At 72.9% G+C, this 16,059-nt stretch carries 19 protein-coding genes; 11 read left to right on the top strand and 8 right to left on the bottom strand.

The genetic code is table 11. From position 1 onward, the window contains the following. Positions 1-110: 110 nt before the first annotated feature. Genes recG through Air01nite_RS27185 form a run of 3 tightly spaced genes read right to left on the bottom strand, consistent with a single transcriptional unit; the run spans position 111 to position 4,928 of the window. Positions 111-2,291: an ATP-dependent DNA helicase RecG gene (gene recG / locus Air01nite_RS27195; RefSeq protein WP_203706157.1), complete on the bottom strand. Its 2,181-nt coding sequence runs from the start codon at positions 2,289-2,291 to the stop codon at positions 111-113. Then, the gene (locus tag Air01nite_RS27190) at positions 2,288-3,958 is read right to left on the bottom strand and encodes a DAK2 domain-containing protein (protein WP_203706156.1); all 1,671 of its coding nucleotides are present in this window, start codon (positions 3,956-3,958) and stop codon (positions 2,288-2,290) included. The genes recG and Air01nite_RS27190 overlap by 4 nt, the downstream gene beginning before the upstream one ends. 40 nt (positions 3,959-3,998) lie before the next feature. Further along, the gene (locus tag Air01nite_RS27185; RefSeq protein ID WP_203706155.1) at positions 3,999-4,928 is read right to left on the bottom strand and encodes an NAD-dependent epimerase/dehydratase family protein; all 930 of its coding nucleotides are present in this window, start codon (positions 4,926-4,928) and stop codon (positions 3,999-4,001) included. A gap of 163 nt (positions 4,929-5,091) precedes the next feature. Between Air01nite_RS27185 and rpmB the strand changes: the two genes are divergently transcribed. Next, on the top strand, positions 5,092-5,283 hold the full coding sequence (rpmB, locus tag Air01nite_RS27180; protein ID WP_203706154.1) for a 50S ribosomal protein L28: 192 nt from the start codon (positions 5,092-5,094) through the stop codon (positions 5,281-5,283). Positions 5,284-5,346: 63 nt separating this feature from the next. Here the strand turns inward: rpmB and Air01nite_RS27175 are convergent, their stop codons facing one another. From Air01nite_RS27175 to Air01nite_RS27160, 4 genes are all read right to left on the bottom strand, one after another. Then, positions 5,347-5,760, bottom strand: coding sequence for a GNAT family N-acetyltransferase (locus Air01nite_RS27175; protein WP_373310478.1), 414 nt, complete (start codon positions 5,758-5,760; stop codon positions 5,347-5,349). Between the two features lie 120 nt (positions 5,761-5,880). Then, a complete protein-coding gene (locus Air01nite_RS27170; protein WP_203706152.1) occupies positions 5,881-6,912 on the bottom strand; it encodes a hypothetical protein in 1,032 nt (343 codons plus the stop codon). Next, the gene (locus Air01nite_RS27165; RefSeq protein WP_203706151.1) at positions 6,909-7,433 is read right to left on the bottom strand and encodes an RNA polymerase sigma factor; all 525 of its coding nucleotides are present in this window, start codon (positions 7,431-7,433) and stop codon (positions 6,909-6,911) included. The genes Air01nite_RS27170 and Air01nite_RS27165 overlap by 4 nt, the downstream gene beginning before the upstream one ends. A 38-nt stretch (positions 7,434-7,471) precedes the next feature. Continuing rightward, complete coding sequence (locus Air01nite_RS27160) at positions 7,472-8,410, bottom strand: thiamine-phosphate kinase (RefSeq protein WP_239090997.1); 939 nt, start codon at positions 8,408-8,410, stop codon at positions 7,472-7,474. Positions 8,411-8,489: 79 nt separating this feature from the next. On the opposite strand from Air01nite_RS27160, the gene Air01nite_RS27155 reads away from it, so the two are divergent. The 3 genes from Air01nite_RS27155 to Air01nite_RS27145 all read left to right on the top strand — a co-directional run bounded on the left by Air01nite_RS27155 (position 8,490) and on the right by Air01nite_RS27145 (position 10,988). Then, positions 8,490-8,723: an Lrp/AsnC ligand binding domain-containing protein gene (locus Air01nite_RS27155; RefSeq protein ID WP_089254975.1), complete on the top strand. Its 234-nt coding sequence runs from the start codon at positions 8,490-8,492 to the stop codon at positions 8,721-8,723. Beyond that, on the top strand, positions 8,724-9,287 hold the full coding sequence (locus Air01nite_RS27150; RefSeq protein ID WP_203706150.1) for a DUF3515 family protein: 564 nt from the start codon (positions 8,724-8,726) through the stop codon (positions 9,285-9,287). Between the two features lie 99 nt (positions 9,288-9,386). Further along, the gene (locus Air01nite_RS27145; protein ID WP_239090996.1) at positions 9,387-10,988 is read left to right on the top strand and encodes a flavin monoamine oxidase family protein; all 1,602 of its coding nucleotides are present in this window, start codon (positions 9,387-9,389) and stop codon (positions 10,986-10,988) included. Here Air01nite_RS27145 and Air01nite_RS27140 read toward each other — a convergent pair. Further along, positions 10,985-11,608 carry a YceI family protein gene (locus Air01nite_RS27140; RefSeq protein ID WP_203706181.1) on the bottom strand — a complete coding sequence of 208 codons (624 nt, stop codon included), beginning with the start codon at positions 11,606-11,608 and terminating at the stop codon, positions 10,985-10,987. The two genes, Air01nite_RS27145 and Air01nite_RS27140, sit on opposite strands and share 4 nt — an antisense overlap. Before the next feature lie 160 nt (positions 11,609-11,768). Between Air01nite_RS27140 and rsmD the strand changes: the two genes are divergently transcribed. The 7 genes from rsmD to rnc all read left to right on the top strand — a co-directional run bounded on the left by rsmD (position 11,769) and on the right by rnc (position 16,052). Next, positions 11,769-12,332, top strand: coding sequence for a 16S rRNA (guanine(966)-N(2))-methyltransferase RsmD (rsmD, locus tag Air01nite_RS27135; RefSeq protein ID WP_203706149.1), 564 nt, complete (start codon positions 11,769-11,771; stop codon positions 12,330-12,332). Then, complete coding sequence (gene coaD, locus Air01nite_RS27130; protein WP_203706148.1) at positions 12,329-12,817, top strand: pantetheine-phosphate adenylyltransferase; 489 nt, start codon at positions 12,329-12,331, stop codon at positions 12,815-12,817. The genes rsmD and coaD overlap by 4 nt, the downstream gene beginning before the upstream one ends. Positions 12,818-12,977: 160 nt before the next feature. After that, a complete protein-coding gene (locus tag Air01nite_RS27125) occupies positions 12,978-13,475 on the top strand; it encodes an SPFH domain-containing protein (RefSeq protein WP_203706147.1) in 498 nt (165 codons plus the stop codon). Positions 13,476-13,548: 73 nt separating this feature from the next. Beyond that, positions 13,549-14,112 carry a YceD family protein gene (locus tag Air01nite_RS27120; RefSeq protein WP_203706146.1) on the top strand — a complete coding sequence of 188 codons (564 nt, stop codon included), beginning with the start codon at positions 13,549-13,551 and terminating at the stop codon, positions 14,110-14,112. 2 nt (positions 14,113-14,114) lie between these two features. Further along, positions 14,115-14,288, top strand: coding sequence for a 50S ribosomal protein L32 (gene rpmF / locus Air01nite_RS27115; protein ID WP_203706145.1), 174 nt, complete (start codon positions 14,115-14,117; stop codon positions 14,286-14,288). A gap of 49 nt (positions 14,289-14,337) precedes the next feature. Then, the gene (locus tag Air01nite_RS27110; protein WP_239090999.1) at positions 14,338-15,312 is read left to right on the top strand and encodes a phosphate acyltransferase PlsX; all 975 of its coding nucleotides are present in this window, start codon (positions 14,338-14,340) and stop codon (positions 15,310-15,312) included. Continuing rightward, positions 15,309-16,052 carry a ribonuclease III gene (rnc, locus tag Air01nite_RS27105; RefSeq protein ID WP_203706144.1) on the top strand — a complete coding sequence of 248 codons (744 nt, stop codon included), beginning with the start codon at positions 15,309-15,311 and terminating at the stop codon, positions 16,050-16,052. Before Air01nite_RS27110 ends, rnc begins: the two co-directional genes overlap by 4 nt. Positions 16,053-16,059 lie beyond the last annotated feature (7 nt).

Raw genomic sequence — 16,059 nt, 5'->3', positions numbered from 1 at the left:
GAGAATAGGGCATAGGTCGTGTCTCGTGGATCAGGGCGCCGCGCCGCCGGGCCCGGACGCCGCCTGGACCTCGCCGGCGCACCACCCTGATCCACGAGACACGACCTGACTCAGCCTTTCTCCAGATATTCGGCGCGCTCTTCGTCGACGAGCAGGGCGATCGAGCGGGCCAGGGCGGGGTGCGCGGTCAGCTCCGGGTCGCCGGAGACCAGGTCGATGGCCTCCTGGCGGGCCTCGCCGATCAGCTTCTCGTCCTTGAGCAGCGAGAGCAGGCGCAGGTGGGAGCGCCGGCCGGACTGGGTGGCGCCGAGCACGTCGCCCTCGCGGCGCTGCTCGAGGTCGAGTTCGGCCAGCTTGAAACCGTCGGTGGTGGACGCGACCGCGTCGAGCCGCTCGCGGGCCGCGGAGGCCTCGGCCGCCTCGGTGACCAGCAGGCAGAGGCCGGCGGCGGAGCCCCGGCCGACCCGGCCGCGGAGCTGGTGGAGCTGGGAGACCCCGAACCGGTCGGCGTCGAGCACGATCATCACGGTGGCGTTGGGCACGTCGACGCCGACCTCGACCACCGTGGTGGCCACCAGCACGTCGAGGTCGCCGGCGGCGAAGGAGCGCATCACGCCGTCTTTCTCGTCGGCCGGCAGGCGCCCGTGCAGGACGCCGATCCGCAGCCCGTGCAGCGGGCCGTCGGCGAGCAGCGGCGCGACCTCGGTCACCGCCAGCGGCGGCCGGCGGGCGGTGCCGTCGTCGTCGGGCGGCGGCTCCTCGGTGTCGGACGCGGTGCCGTCGCCGATCCGCGGGCAGACCACGTAGGCCTGGTGGCCCGCCTCGACCTCTTCGCGCAGCCGGCGCCAGGCGCGGTCGAGGAAGGCCGGCTTGTCGGCCGCGGGCACCACGTGGGAGGCGATCGGCGAGCGGCCGACGGGCAGCTGCGAGAGCGTGGAGACCTCGAGGTCGCCGTAGACGGTCATCGCGACCGTGCGGGGGATCGGCGTCGCGGTCATCACCAGCGTGTGCGGCGGCTGGTCGGCCTTGGCCCGCAGGGCGTCGCGCTGCTCGACGCCGAACCGGTGCTGCTCGTCGACCACGACCAGGCCGAGGTCGTTGAACTCGACGCCCTCGTAGAGCAGGGCGTGGGTGCCGATCACGATGCCCGCGGCGCCGGAGGACACCTCGGCGGCCGCCGCCCGGCGGGCGGCCGCGCCGAGCGAGCCGGTGACCAGCGCGACCCGGGTGCCGGCCGGGTCGCCGTCGAGCTCACCGGGCCGGCCGAGCGGCCCGAGCAGCGCGGAGATGCCCCGGTGGTGCTGTGCGGCGAGCACCTCGGTCGGCGCGAGCAGGGTGGCCTGCCCGCCGGCGTCGACGACCTGCAGCATCGCGCGCAGGGCGCAGACCGTCTTGCCGGAGCCGACCTCGCCCTGGAGCAGCCGGTGCATCGGGTGCGTGGTGGCCAGGTCGGCGGCGATCTCGGCACCGACCACGCGCTGGCCCTCGGTCAGCTCGTAGGGCAGCCGGCCGTCGAACGCGGACAGCAGCCCGTCGGGCGTCGCCGGGCGGGGCCGGGCCGGCAGCGCGGTGGCCCGCAGCTTGCGCTGGACGAGGGTGAGCTGCACGGCGAACGCCTCGTCCCACTTGAGCCTGCGCTTGGCGCGGGCCAGGTCTTCGCGGGAGGCGGGCCGGTGGATCTCGCGCAGCGCGGTGTCGAGCGGCCCCAGGTTGCGGGCTGCCCGCACGGTGGCCGGCAGCGGGTCGTCGACGGGGGACAGCGTGTCGAGCACGACCCGCACGCAGCGGGCGATCGTCCAGGTGGGCACCGCGCCGGCCGCGGGATAGACCGGGATCAGCGCGCCCGCGAACTCCTCGATCTCCTCGGACGCCTCGCCCTCGTCGCCGAGCAGCACGTAGTCGGGGCCGTTGAGCTGCCGCTTGCCGCGGAACTCGGTGACCTTGCCGGCGAACAGCCCCCACCGGCCCGGGCGCAGGTCGCGCTCGCGCCAGGCCTGGTTGAAGAAGGTCAGCGTGAGCACGCCGCCCGTGCCGTCCTCGACGAGCACCTCGAGCAGCTTGCCGCTGCGCTGCCGCATCGGCCGGGTGGTGGCCCGGCGCACCTGGCCCAGCACGGTGACGTCCTCGCCGACCGACAGCGAGCGGATGTCGGTGTGCTCGCCACGCTCGTCGTAGCGGCGGGGGAAGTGGTAGACCAGGTCGCCGACGGTGCGCAGGTCGAGGTGCTTGTCGAGGGCCTTGGCGGTCTTGTCGCCGAGCACCTTCTTAAGCGGCTCGTCCAGTGTGGTCATTCGACACCGACCAGGAGTGGGTAGTGCGGGTGGCCGCCGGGATAGGCGTGCACCTCGACGAACGGCCAGTGGGCGGCCGCGTGCGCGGTCAGCGCCGCGGCCAGGCCCGGCGGCGCGTCGGCGCCGGTGACCAGCGTGACCAGCTCGCCGCCGCCGCCGAGCAGCCGGTCGAGCAGCTCGCGGCAGGTGTCGGCGAGGTCGGTGCCGACCAGGTGCACCTCGCCCTCCACCAGGGCGAGCACGTCGCCGCGCCGGCACGGGCCGGCCATGGTGAGCGCGTCGCGGCTGGCGTAGCAGACCTCGGCGTAGCGGCAGGCGCCGGCCGCCTCGGCCATCGCGATGACCTCGTCGTCGAACGCGCGGCCGGGGTCGCGCACGGCGAGCGCCGCCAGGGCCTGGACGGGGGAGCGGGTCGGCACCACCCGGACCGCGGCCGTCGCCTCGCGGGCCGCGGCGGCGGCCACCGGTTGCGTGTTGGGGTCGTTGGGCAGCACCACCACGTGCGCGGCGCCGGTGGCGGTGATCGCGGCCAGCAGCTCGCCGGTGGACGGGTTGGCGGCGACCACGGCGGCGCCCTCGGCCTCGAAGACCGCGGCGATGCCGCTGCCCGCGGCCACCACGATCACGGCCCGGTCGGGACCGCCGGCGGCCATCTGGTCGGCGAACCGGGTCACCGCGATCCGGTGCGGCCGGCCGGCCTCGACACCGGCCTCGATCGCGGCGCCGACGTCGTTGACGTGGACGTGCACGTTCCAGGTGGAGTCGTCACCCTCGCCGGTGCCGACGACGACCAGTGAGTCGCCCAGCTCGGCGAGCCGGGCACGCAGCTTCTCGACCGCCGGCTCGGGGGCGTCGAGCAGGAACTGCACCTCATAGTCGAACTCCGTCGAACCCGTCTCGCGGGCGGCGACCAGCGGCCGCCTGGTGCGCGGGGCCGCCACCAGCCGGGGCTCGGCCGGCAGCTCGCCGGTCACCACCTCGACCAGGCTGTCGAGCAGGACGCACAGGCCGCGCCCGCCGGCATCGACCACGCCGGCGCGGGCCAGGGCGGGCAGCTGCTCGGGCGTGCGGGCGAGCGCCTCGGCACCGGCCGTGGCGGCCGCCCGGACGACCTCGGCCAGCGTGCCGCCGGCGGCCTGCTCGGCGGCCCCGGCCGCGGCGGTCTGCTCGGCGGCGCCGGCCGCGGCGTTCTGCTCGGCTGCGCTGGCCCCGGCGGTCTGCTCGGCGGCGCTGGCCGCCGCGGCGGCGACGGAGAGGACGGTGCCCTCGACCGGGTCGGCGACCGCGCCGTAGGCGGCGTCAGCGCCGGCGCGCAGGCCGCGGGCGAGCACCCGGCCGTCGATCGCGGGCGACGTCGAGGTGGCGTCGGCCAGCCCGCGCAGCACCTGCGAGATGATCACACCGGAGTTGCCGCGGGCGCCGAGCAGCGCGCCGCGGGCCATCAGGCGCAGCACCTGGCCGTGCGGGGTGGGCTCGTTGTCGGCGACCGCGTCGAAGACCAGCGCCTCGTTGGCGGAGGTCAGCGTGAGCACGAGGTTGGTGCCGGTGTCGCCGTCGGGCACGGGGTAGACGTTGAGCTCGTCGATCTCGCTCTGGTGGCGGCGCAGCCCCGCCAACGCACCCGCGCACCAACGGCGCAGCGCCGTGGCGTCGAGGCTCTCCAACACGCACAGAGCCTATCGGGTGACTCTGACAGGATCAGGTGCGTCACTCCGTGGCGATCATCCGCAGGCCCTGCTTGTAGTCGACCACCGCCGGCGTCCAGTCGAGCTCGGTGCGGGCCTTCTCGTTGGACACCCGCATCGACGTGGTCATCGCCGTGTAGCCGTATGGTGCCGCCAGCTTCAGCACCGGCGACGGAACCCGCACCGGCGGCTTGGCGTCGACCAGGCCGGCCATCTCGTCGAGCAGGTCACCCCAGGTCACCGGCACACCGTCGACGACGTTGTACGCATTGCCCGGCTTGCCCTTCTCCAGCGCCGCCACCGTGGCGGAGGCCGCGTCGTCGAGGTGGATCATGTTCTGCTCGCCGCCGCCACCCCTGATCACGGGCAGCCGGCGCTTGCTCACTGCGTGGATCATCCGTTTTGTCCCCGGATCGGAGCCATAGAACAGTCCGTACCGCAGGGACACGCCTTCCAGCCCGTCGCTGTTGGTGGCCTGTGCCTCCGCCTCGTGGAAGGCGTCCATGATCGGGCCGAGCGGACCGTCGGCCGGCACGCCGAACGGGTCCGCCTCGGTCAACTCCTTCGCGCCGTGGTCGCCGTAGCCGTACCCGTACACGATCGACTGGCTCAGGAACCGCTTCGCGCCGACGGCGCGGGCCGCCTCGACGAGGTTGGCGGTGCCCGTGGTGCGCAGGGCGTTGGTCTTGTCCAGGTCCTGGTAGCGCAGCGGCGGCCGGGTCAGCGACGTGCACTCGTGGATCACCGCGTCGGCCCGGATCCCGGACACCGCCCGCAGCAGGCCCTCGCGGTCCAGGACGTCCGCGACCAGGTACTTCGCGCCGAAGGCCTCGAGCCGCCGGGCGTTGGCCAGCAACCGGGTGATGCCGATGACCTCGTGGCGGTAGGCGACCAGCCGCTGGATCAGCGGAGTCCCGATGGCGCCCGTGGCGCCGGCCAGCAGTACCCTCATGTACGCCTCCTCGCCTGTCGCCCGCACCTACAGTGAACCGTGCCGGCGGCTGTGCCGGGAGGTGATTCGGCGGCTGGCTCGGCCGTCGGGTATTCTCGACAGGTTGCGTGGTCGGCGTCGTCCCTCCGGCAACCCCCAAAGCAACCAATCCCAGGAGTATCCCGTGGCTAGCGTGTGCGACGTCTGTGGCAAGGGGCCGGGCTTCGGCCACAACGTGTCCCACTCGCACCGGCGGACCAACCGCCGCTGGAACCCCAACATCCAGACGGTGCGCACCCCGGCCGGTGGTGGCAACACCCACAAGATGCAGGTCTGCACCTCGTGCATCAAGGCGGGCAAGGTCACGCGCGCCTGAGGCGCGACCGACACGAGTTCGTCCAGCCGCCGGGTCCCCGCAGGGCCCGGCGGCTGATCGTGTTCACAGCGTACGGCCGTACGACCGCACCCCCGGCTCGTTCCTGTAGTAGCCGAAGTCCGGGATCCGCTCGTAGCCGTTGGCGAGATAGAACGCGATCGCCTCGGGCTGCTTGTCGCCGGTCTCCAGGATCACCCGCTTGCGGCCCGCGTCCCGCGCCGAGTCCTCGATCGCCCGCAGCACGGCCCGCGCCACGCCCTTGCGCCGGCCGGCGGGCGCCGTCCACATCCGCTTGAGCTCGGCCGTCTCGCCGTCGGTGCCGTGGCTGCGCCAGCCCGCGCAGCCGACCGGCTCGCCGTCCAGGAAGGCGACCAGGAACGCGCCGTCGGGCGGGTCGAACTCGGTCGCGTCGACCGGGGTCTCGTCACCCGAGCTGTTGTAGCGGGCGCCGAGGTCGGCCAGCAGGTCGGCGACCATGGCGACCGACTCGGGCGCGGCGAACGGCAACTGCCGGATCTCCAGATGCTCCACGGACACGACGGTACGGCGGCAACCGGTGGGTAACCGGTTGCCGCCGCTGTCGTGACGATCACTCAGTCAGCGCTGGCCCGCCTTGGCGACCAGCTTGTGGGTCCAGAGGACCTGATAGCCGACGGTGTCGCCGTCGCCCGACGCGCGCCCGACGGCCCGCCCCGTGGCCGGGTCGAACAGCAGCTCGTCGAACCGGCCCTGCTCGGTCTGGCGGATGGCCCAGACCCGCTTGCCGTCGAAGACGGTCTCGCGGGCGGACAAGCCCTTGAAGTCCTTGATCACTTTCAGCATCGCCACCCGGACGTCGGCGGTCAGCAGTGGTTCGGAGGAGACAAGCAGCTCACCGAGCTCCTTCGCGAGCAGGTGGTCGCCGCTCCACTTGGCGTTGGCGCCGATGCCGGCCAGCAGTTCGGTCCGCAGGGCGGCCGGTTCGGTCGGCAGACCGGCCAGCCACGCCGGCGTCGGCTGCCAGATCGACGGCTTGTCGACCCGGGTGACCGGGGTCCCGTCGGTCGCCCGGTCGACACCGTTCTGCTTGATCGCCTGCGCGACCATGCCCTCCGGGGCATACCAGATCTCGGACTCGTCCCGCATCATCCGGCCTGGCTCCGGGTTGCCGACGTTGTCGAAGGAGGTCACACCGTACGACCGGCTGTAGACGAGCTGGCCCGGCGTCAGCGTCAGCGTCGGCGAGCCGGCGGCGGCCGCGATCAGCCGGTCGATCGACGTGGCGGCGTCGATGGACTCGCTCGGCCCCAGCCGGACCGGCTCGCCCGCGGACGGCGCCAGTGCGCCGCCGGCCGAGGGTCCGCCCGCCGACGGCTCAGCGGCCTTGCCGCTCGGTGTGGCGCTCGGCGCGCCACCGACCTCGACGGCCGGGCCGGTGCCCCGCTCGGGCAACAGCAGCACGCCGCCGGCGGCGACGCCCGCCACCAGCAGCGCCGCGGCGGCCGGCACCCAGCGGCGCGGCCTGCGGCGGCCGGGCGCGACGGCCTGCCGGCGGGTCAGGGCGTGCCAGGTGCGGGAGACCGACTCGTCCGTCGGTTCGGTCGTGCCGGGCGGCAGGTCGCGCACGGCGACGATGTCGGGGTCGCTCACGGGGTCTCTCCTTCGGGGGCGAGGGCGGCGCGGACCTTGGCGCGCGCCCGGTGCAGGGCTGACCGGACCGTCCCCACGGGAATGTCGAGCGCCGCGGCGATCTCGGCGTAGTCGAGTTCCGCGACCGCGAAGAGCAGCAGCACGTCGCGCTGGCGGCGGGGGAGCGCCGCCAGCACGCCGGCGAGCCGGCGGACGGTGCGCTGCGCGTCGACCCGCTCGTCCGCCGCGTCCGGCCCGGTGGCCGGGTCGGCCAGAGCCCGCAGCGCGCGCACCTCCGTGCGCCGGTGGCGGCGGAGCAGGTTGGTGGCGATGCCGTAGAGCCACGGCAGCACGCCGCCCCGGCCCGGGTCGTAGCGGAACCGCTGCTCGTACGCGACGAGGAAGGTCTCGGCCACCACGTCCTCGGCGACCTGCTCACCCACCCGGCGGGTGCAATAGCGCAGCAGCTCCCGCCCATAGGCGCTGAACATCCCGGCGAGATCCGCCGGATCGGCCACTGCATCGGTGGTCGTCGTGGTCATACCCCTTCTTGCCACGACGCCCCCTGTGGGTTCCCCGCTCAGGCGAAGTGGTCCCAGCCCGTCGGGCCCTTCGGCGGCCGGCCGTTGACCGTCACACCCGTACCCTCGCCGACCCTGCCGATTTCGCGCCAGCCCTCCGGGAGCGTGCGGTCCGGCGGGAACGTCGCCGCCAGGGCGTGGTCGTCACCGCCGCCGAGCACCCAGTGGTACGGGTCGACACCGAGCGCCTGCGCCGCGTCACGCATCTGCGGCGGCACCTCGAACGCCCCCCGGTCGATGTCGATCGCCACCTTGCTCGCCCTGGCGATGTGCCCGAGGTCCTGCAGCAGCCCGTCGGAGACGTCGAGCATCGCGGTGGCACCGGCCCGGGCCGCCGCCGGCCCGGCCGCGTAGGGCACCCGGGGCCGCCGGTACGCGTCGACCAGCAGCACCGGCGTGCGGAAGCCGCGGCTCAGCACCGTGTAGCCCGCCGCCGCGTAGCCCACCCGGCCGCAGAGCGCGACCACGTCGCCCGCCCGGGCACCGCCGCGGGTCACCGGGTTCCGGCCGCCTAGGTCGCCCAGCGCGGTCACCGCGATCGTCAGCGTCGGGCTGCCGGCCATGTCGCCGCCGACCACCGCCGCGCCGACCGTGGCGGCCTCGGCGGCCAGGCCGTCGGCGAGGTCCTCGGCCCAGCGGACGTCCAGCCCGGGCGGCGCGCAGAGGGCCACCAGCAACGCCGTCGGGGTGGCACCCATCGCGGCGATGTCGGCCAGGTTGGCCGCCGCCGCCCGGCGCCCGATCTCGACGCCGCTGGCCCAGTCCCGGCGGAAATGGCGTCCTTCGACCAGTGCGTCGGTCGACGCCACGACGCGGCTGTCGGGCGCGGCGACGATCGCGGCGTCGTCACCAGGGCCCAGCAGCGTGCCGGGGCCGGGCTGGAGCCGGGCGGTCACCCGGGCGATCAGCCCGAACTCGCCCGTGCGGGCCACACTCACCAGTAACCTCCGGGGTCGGTACCTGCTCCGTTGCGGTAGTTTCACTTCTCGTGCACGTGGCGGCGATTGGAGATGGGTCGTGGTCCAGGCGTACATCCTCATCCAGACCGAGGTCGGAAAGGCGCGTGACGTGGCCGCGTCAATCTCGGATATTCCGGGCGTCGTCCGGGTCGACGCCGTCACCGGACCATACGAGGTGATCGCCCTGACCGAGGCGCACACCCTCGACGAGCTCGGGAAAATGATCGTTTCCCGTGTCCAGCTCGTACCCGGAATCACCCGCACGATCACCTGTTCGGTGGTGCATCTCTGAGTGGACCGTTCGACCCGCCAGGCCGCGATCATCGCGACCGCGGTGGCCCTTCCGCTGGCCCTCGTCGTGGCGCTGCTGTCCTTCTGGCGATTCTCGCCCGGCGAGCCCACGGCGGCGCCGGCGAGCCCGACCCCCGGCCCGCAGGCGACTACCCCGGTGACCATGCCGGCGGCCAAGCTGTCGCCGCGCGCCGAGACGCTGTGCCGCGCGCTGCTCTCACAGTTGCCGACGGCGGTGCGCGACCGGCAACAGCGGCCGGTGACCGAGGGCACGGAGCAGAACGCCGCGTACGGTGACCCGGCGATCACGCTGGCCTGCGGCATCCCGGCGCCGACCTTCCCGCCGACCGACCTGGTGAGCCTCTTCAACCGGGTCTGCTGGCACGCGTCGGAGACCCCGGAGGCGACCGTCCTGACCACGGTCGACCGCGAGGTGCCGATCCAGGTCACGGTCCCGAAGGCGTACGAGGCGCCGGCCCAGTGGACGGTCGTATTCTCCAAGCCGATCATCGAAACGGTCCCGAAGATGCCCACCCCGCCCACGGGCTGCGCCGGCTCGGTCTGACGCTGACGCATGGAAATACGTCAGTAACCCCGCAAGGCCCAACCGGAAATCTGATCCTTACAGACTGCGCGTCATGTCGATCTTCCCGAAGGGGGACGCGTGACGCAGCAGCAAGCCATCCCGCCCGCGGTCAGCCGTCGTGGATTTCTTCGAGCCGTGGGCCTGTCCGGGGGTGCCGGCGCGATGTTCGCGACCATGGGCGCCCTGGGCCTCGCACCGACCGCGGCCGCCGCGGCACCCGCGTACCGGGCGCCCAGCCCGGGCGACTTCCACCTCACCGGGCGCGGCCGGGCGAGCGTGGTGGTCCTCGGTGGCGGCGTCGCCGGCCTGGCCACCGCGTACGAGCTGGGCAAGGCGGGCTACGACTGCACCGTCCTGGAGGCCCGGGACATCGTCGGCGGCCGCAACTTCACTGTGCGTGGCGGCACCACCGAGACCGACCTCGACGGGCGCACCCAGCGGGCGCGGTTCGGCGAGGGCGTCTACCTCAACGCCGGACCGGGCCGGCTCGCCCAGTGGATGGTCACCCTCGACTACTGCCGCGAATTGGGCGTGCCGATCGAGGTGTTCACCAACGCCAACGCCGACGCGCTGATCTACAACGAGGCGGCCGGGATGACCGCGCCGGTCCGCTTCCGCACCGCGAAGGCCGACGTCTTCGGCTACGTCTCGGAACTGCTGGCCAAGGCGACCAACCAGGGCGCGCTGGACGCGGCGCTCACCACGGCCGACAAGGAACGGCTGATCACGTTCCTGCGGTCGTACGGCTCCCTCGGCTCGACGCTGGCCTACACCGGTGGCAGCCGGCGCGGTTTCGCCAGCTACCCGGGTGCCGGCAACGACGAGGGCACGCCGCTGGCCGGCCCGGCGGCGCTGTCCGACGTGTTCGCCAGCAACGTCGGCCGGTACTTCTCCTTCGAGCTCGGCTACGACCAGGCGATGCTGATGTTCCAGCCGGTCGGCGGGATGGACCAGATCCCGAAGGCGCTCGCCAAGGCCGTCGGCCACCACCGGATCAAGACCGGCGCCGAGGTGACCGACGTGACCGACAGCGGGTCGCAGGTGGCGGTGACCTACCGGCAGGGCAAGGCGACCCGGGTGCTGCGCGCCGACTTCTGCGTCGCCACGCTGCCGCCGCACCTGATGGCCCGCGTCCCGCACAACCTGGGCACCGCGGTGACCGCCGCGCTGGCCGAGTTCGGCGTGACGGCCGCCGGGAAGATCGGGCTGGAGTACAAGCGCCGCTGGTGGGAGGAGGACGACCGGATCTACGGCGGCATCACGGAGACCGACCTGGACCTGCAGCACATCTGGTACCCGTCGTACGGCTTCCACGGGCGGCGCGGCCTGGTGGTCGGCTACTACAACACGGGCGCCTCCGCGCGCACCTACAGCGCGCTGCCGCACGCGGAGCGCGAGGCGCGGGCGCTGGCGCAGGGCGTGAAGATCCACGGCGAGAAGTACCGCTCCGAGTTGCTCTCGTCGTGGTCGCAGGCGTGGGACCGGACGAAGTATCTGGAGGGCGCCTGGACGTCACCCCGCTACACGTCGGCGGGCTACCAACTGCTGCTCCAGCCGTCCGGGCGGGTCTACTTCGCCGGCGACTGGCTGAGCCACGAGGTCGCCTGGCAGCACGGCGCGTTCGTCTCCGCCCGCTCCGCCGTCACGGCGATCCACCAGCGGGTCCTCGCCACGCCCTAGTCGGCCCGGAGGGCCTCGCCGGCGATCTCGATGTGCACGGTCTTGCCGACCAGAACGCCGCCGCTTTCCAGGGCGACGTTCCAGAGCAGGCCGTAGTCCTCGCGTTCGATGTCGGCGGTCGCCGAGAAACCGAAGATGTCCTTGCCGTACGGGTCGCGGCGGACGCCACCCCACTCCACCTGGAGGTCGACCGGGCGGGTCACGTCACGGACGGTCAGCTGGCCGTGCAGCGTGAACCGCACCGGTCCGGCCGCGGGCTCGGGCCCGGTCGCGCGGCGGTTGAGCTTGCTGTTGCGCAGCCGGGCCCAGAGGAAGATCGGGTCGTCGGCGCCCTTCCAGGACATGCCCGTGCTGCGGTACCGCATGGCGGGGAAGCGTTCGACGTCGAGGAAGTCCGCGCTGCGCAGGTGGGTGTCGCGGTCCGGGTTGTGCGTGGTCAGGCTGCCGGTCTGGATGATCGCGGTGACGGCCGACGCCAAGGGGTCCTCCGCGACCACGATCTGGGCGCTGGCCTCCCGGAACTCGCCCCGCACCGGGCTGACCATCATGTGCCGCGCGAGGAAACCGACCCGTTTGTGCGCCTGGTCCAGCGTGTAGACGCCAGCACTCGGGATGGTCATGCCCTCCCAGGTCCTGGTCGCGAATGTGGACACGGTTGTCTTCACTCCCCCCAAGATCGACCTAACCAGCATAAGGACGCCGGTCCTCGCCCCCGGGTTCGCTGACGGCAAGGTGTCACTCGACACAACGGGTACCGTGCAGCGGTATGGGCAGGCAGTCATGACCCGCATCGTCGCGGGGACACTCGGCGGTCGCCGGCTGTCGGCACCGCCGGGCGCGGGCACCAGACCCACCTCCGATCGCGTACGCGAGGCGCTGTTCAGCAGCATCGAGTCGATGGTGGAGCTCGACGGGTCCCGGTTCGCCGACCTCTTCGCCGGCTCGGGCGCGGTCGGCTTCGAGGCGCTGTCCCGCGGCGCCGCGCACGTGCTGCTGGTCGAGTCCGACGCCCGGGCCGCCCGCACGATCCGCGCCAACCTCGCCGCGCTCGACGCCGCGCCGGCCGCCCGGCTGGTCAGCGACCGGGTCGCCGCCGTCCTCGACCGGGGTCCCGAGGGCGACCCCTACGACGTCGTGTTCGCCGACCCCCCGTACGCGATGCCGGACGAGGAGATCGCCGCGATGGTGGCCGCACTGGTCGACGGCGGCTGGCTGGCGCCCGACGCCGTGCTCGTCGTGGAGCGCTCGTCCCGCGGCGGCCCACCCCCGCAGGTGGAAGGCGTCACCCCCGTGCGCAGTCGCCGTTACGGCGAGACCACGCTTTGGTACGGTCGCCGATCATGAGGCGTGCGGTGTGTCCCGGCTCGTTCGACCCGGTAACCAACGGTCACCTTGACGTCATCGGCCGGACCAGCCGGCTGTTCGACGAGGTGATCGTCGGCGTGCTGATCAACCAGTCGAAGTCCGGGCTGTTCAGCGTCGACGAGCGGATAGCCATGCTCGGCGAGGCGACCGCCGGCTACGGCAACGTCCGGATCCTGTCGTTCCAGGGCCTGCTGGTCGACTTCTGCCGCAGCGTCGAGGCCGCGGTCGTCGTCAAGGGCCTGCGGGCGGTCAGCGACTTCGACTACGAGCTCAAGATGGCGCAGATGAACATCGGGCTCGCCGGCGTGGAGACATTGTTCATGCCGACGAACCCGCTCTATTCGTACCTCTCGTCGAGCCTGGTCAAAGAGGTCGCGAAATGGGGCGGCGACGTGTCGGCCCATGTTCCCGACTATGTGTTCGCGGCGCTGCGTGAGCGGTTGGGCGCCGGCGCCGGAAGGTGACGTTCCGCGGCGACCTATATCGTCGTGGTTCTATATCGGGTGTGCGGCCCCGCCGATGGCTGGGCGACGCGCCGACCCGTAATGGGCCGGGTGTCGCCTCGTGGCCGCATCATGGACGGAGCAGCCGACCGGCCGCCGGCCGAAAATGAAGGAGAGTGCGGTGGATCCGTTCGAGCAGATCGACGAGATCATCGCGATGGTGGAAACTGCCCGCGCGGTCCCGATGTCGCGGCACAGCGCCATGATCGATCGCGGCCCCATGATCGCGAAGCTCGACGAGCTCCGGGCCGACCTGCCCGCCGAGATTCGCCGCGCGGCGGCGCTGCTCGACGAGCGCGACAAGATCATGGACGCGGGCAAGCGCGAGGCCGACCGGATCATCAGCGAGGGCGAGGCCGAGCATGCCCGGCTGGTCTCGGTCAACGAGATCACCGTCAGCGCCGAGCACGAGGGCGCCCGGATCGTCGCCGAGGCCCGCGCCGAGGCGCAGCGGCTGCGTGAAGAGGTCGACGACTACGTCGACACCGCGCTGGCCAACTTCGAGCAGTTCCTCACCCGGGCGCTGGCCTCGATCGAGCGTGGGCGCGACAAGATGCACGCCCTGCGCGAGATCGGCTCGTTCGTCGGGGAGGAGACCGAGCGTCCCCTGCCGTTCTGACCGGCCCGATTCGCCGCGCCCGGGGGGCCTCGGGTAACCTGGCATGTCGGCCTCGACGGGCCGGAGTCTGACTATGCCAAAAAACACGCAATCCTTCCTAGACCCGCGGTCGCCGCTGGTTCTCGACACTCGAGAACTGCCGCGCCGCCCTGGTGCCATGCGCACGGTCGACCGCGTCGTCAAGGCACCGTCCGACCTCGGGCTGGAGTTGATCGGCGTGCCGGAAGGCGCCGACCTGCGTCTCGATCTGCGACTCGAGTCGGTGTCCGAGGGCGTGCTCGTCTCCGGGACGGTCGATGTCCCGGTCACCGGCGAGTGCGGCCGCTGCCTGCGCCCGATCAGCGACTCGGTGGTCGTCAACATCCAGGAGCTGTACGCCTACGCGCACAGCACCACGGACGAGACGACCGACGAGGACGAGATCGGCCGGCTACAGGGCGACCTGATCGACCTGGAGCCGGCGGTGCGGGACGCGGTGGTGCTCGAACTGCCGACCAACCCGGTGTGCCGTGCCGACTGCCCTGGGCTGTGCCCCGAATGCGGGGGGCTGCTCGACGACCTGCCCGCCGATCATCATCATGAGCAGGTCGACCCGCGCTGGGCGGCGCTGTCGCAACTCAACAATGAAGGAGACTGACCGTGGCCGTTCCCAAGCGTCGGATGTCGCGGAGCAACACCCGGTCCCGCCGGGCGCAGTGGAAGACCTCGGCGGTCGCGACCGTGGCCTGCCCGCAGTGCAAGTCGCCGAAGCTGCCCCACGCGGCGTGCAGCGTGTGCGGCACCTACAACGGCCGTCAGGTCATCGAGGTCTGACCTCGGCGTGACGCACCCGACCCTCGGTCGGGCAGCGTCGACGCCCGGCGTGCCGGTTCCCGGTCGACCCGCGGAACCGGTCGCCGTGCGGATCGCCGTCGACCTCCTCGGCGGGGACGGAGCTCCCGCCGTCGTGGTTGACGGCGCTCTGCGGGCGTTAGCCGCTGATCCCGATCTGCGCCTCTTGCTCGTCGGCCCCGGTGAGGTGGCCGACGAGGTCATCCGTGCCCTGCCGCGTGCCGACCGCGATCGCGCGTCGGTGCGCCCGCTGCGCGGTGCCGTCTCGATGGCGGACCCGCCGTACCGCGGGGTCCGGTCCGACACCACCGTCCGCGGTGCCGCCCTGGCCGTCGCCGAGGGCGCGGCCGACGCGCTGGTCTCCGCCGGCGCCACCGGCGCCATCGTCACCGCCGCCGTGCTCAGCCTGAGCCGCTGGCCGGGCATCCGCCGGCCGGCCCTGCTCGCCACCATCCCCGCCATCGCGGGACCCGTCGCGCTGCTCGACGTCGGTGGATCGGTCGAGGCGCGGCCGATCACGCTGGCCGGGCACGCCCTGCTCGGCGCCGCGTACGCCAGCATCGTGCACGCCGTCCCGCGCCCCCGGGTGGGTCTGCTCTCCATCGGCCACGAGCCCGGCAAGGGCGACCGCGCCCGGCGCACCACCGACCCGATGCTCGCCGACCTCAAGCTCGGCGGCGACGCACACTACGTCGGGCTGGTCGAGGGCTACGACGTGTCGTCCGGCGAGCGGGCCGACGTCGTGGTGACCGACGGCTTCACCGGCAACATCCTGCTCAAGGGCATCGAGGGCGCCTACGCGATGGCCGGCGGCCCGCCGCCCGGCCGCGCCGCGCCCCGCGCCGCCGCCCTGCTGGGCGTGCACGGCACCGTCGTGATCTGCCACGGCGGCGCGACCCCCGACGACTTGGCGTCGGGCCTCGCGCTCGCCGCCAACCTGCACAGAAACCACACGATCCCGCGGATCGCTACGGCGCTTGCCGACCTTATCGAGGTGACCACATGACTGATAAGCGCAGACGGCCTCCGGTCGCGCATCTGGAGGCCGCGTTCGGCATCGGGTTCGACGTCGAGCTGTTGGAACGGGCGCTGACCCACCGGTCGTACGCGTACGAGAACGGCGGCCTGCCGACCAACGAGCGGCTCGAGTTCCTCGGCGACTCGGTGCTCGGTGTGGTGATCACGACCGCGCTGTTCAACAACCACCCGGACCTGCCCGAGGGGCAGTTGGCCAAGCTGCGCGCCAGCGTGGTCAACATGCGGGCGCTGGCCGACGTGGCCCGCCGCCTCGGTCCCGACGGGCTCGGGCCCTACCTCCTGCTCGGCAAGGGCGAGGAGACCACCGGCGGCCGCGACAAGAACAGCATCCTGGCCGACACGCTCGAGGCCCTGCTCGGCGCGATCTACCTCCAGTACGGCCTGGACACCGCCGCCGTGGTGATCCACCGGCTGTTCGACCCGCTGATGGCGGAGTCCGCCGGCCGCGGCGCCGCGCTGGACTGGAAGACCAGCCTCCAGGAGCTGACCGCCACGCTGAGCCTCGGCGTCCCGGAATACCGGATCGACGAGGCCGGCCCCGACCACGCCAAGACGTTCACCGCCTGGGTCGTGGTGGCCGGCAAGCGCTACGGCGGCGCCGACGGCCGCAGCAAGAAGGAGGCCGAGCAGCGGGCCGCCGAGACCGCCTGGCAGGAGCTGTCCGAGCAGGCGGCCGAGAAGGTGGCCGCACCGAGCGCGGCCGAATAGGTTTACC

This window comes from Asanoa iriomotensis, from assembly GCF_016862515.1.
GTDB lineage: Bacteria > Actinomycetota > Actinomycetes > Mycobacteriales > Micromonosporaceae > Asanoa > Asanoa iriomotensis.
This window is presented reverse-complemented; position numbering and strand designations above follow the sequence as displayed.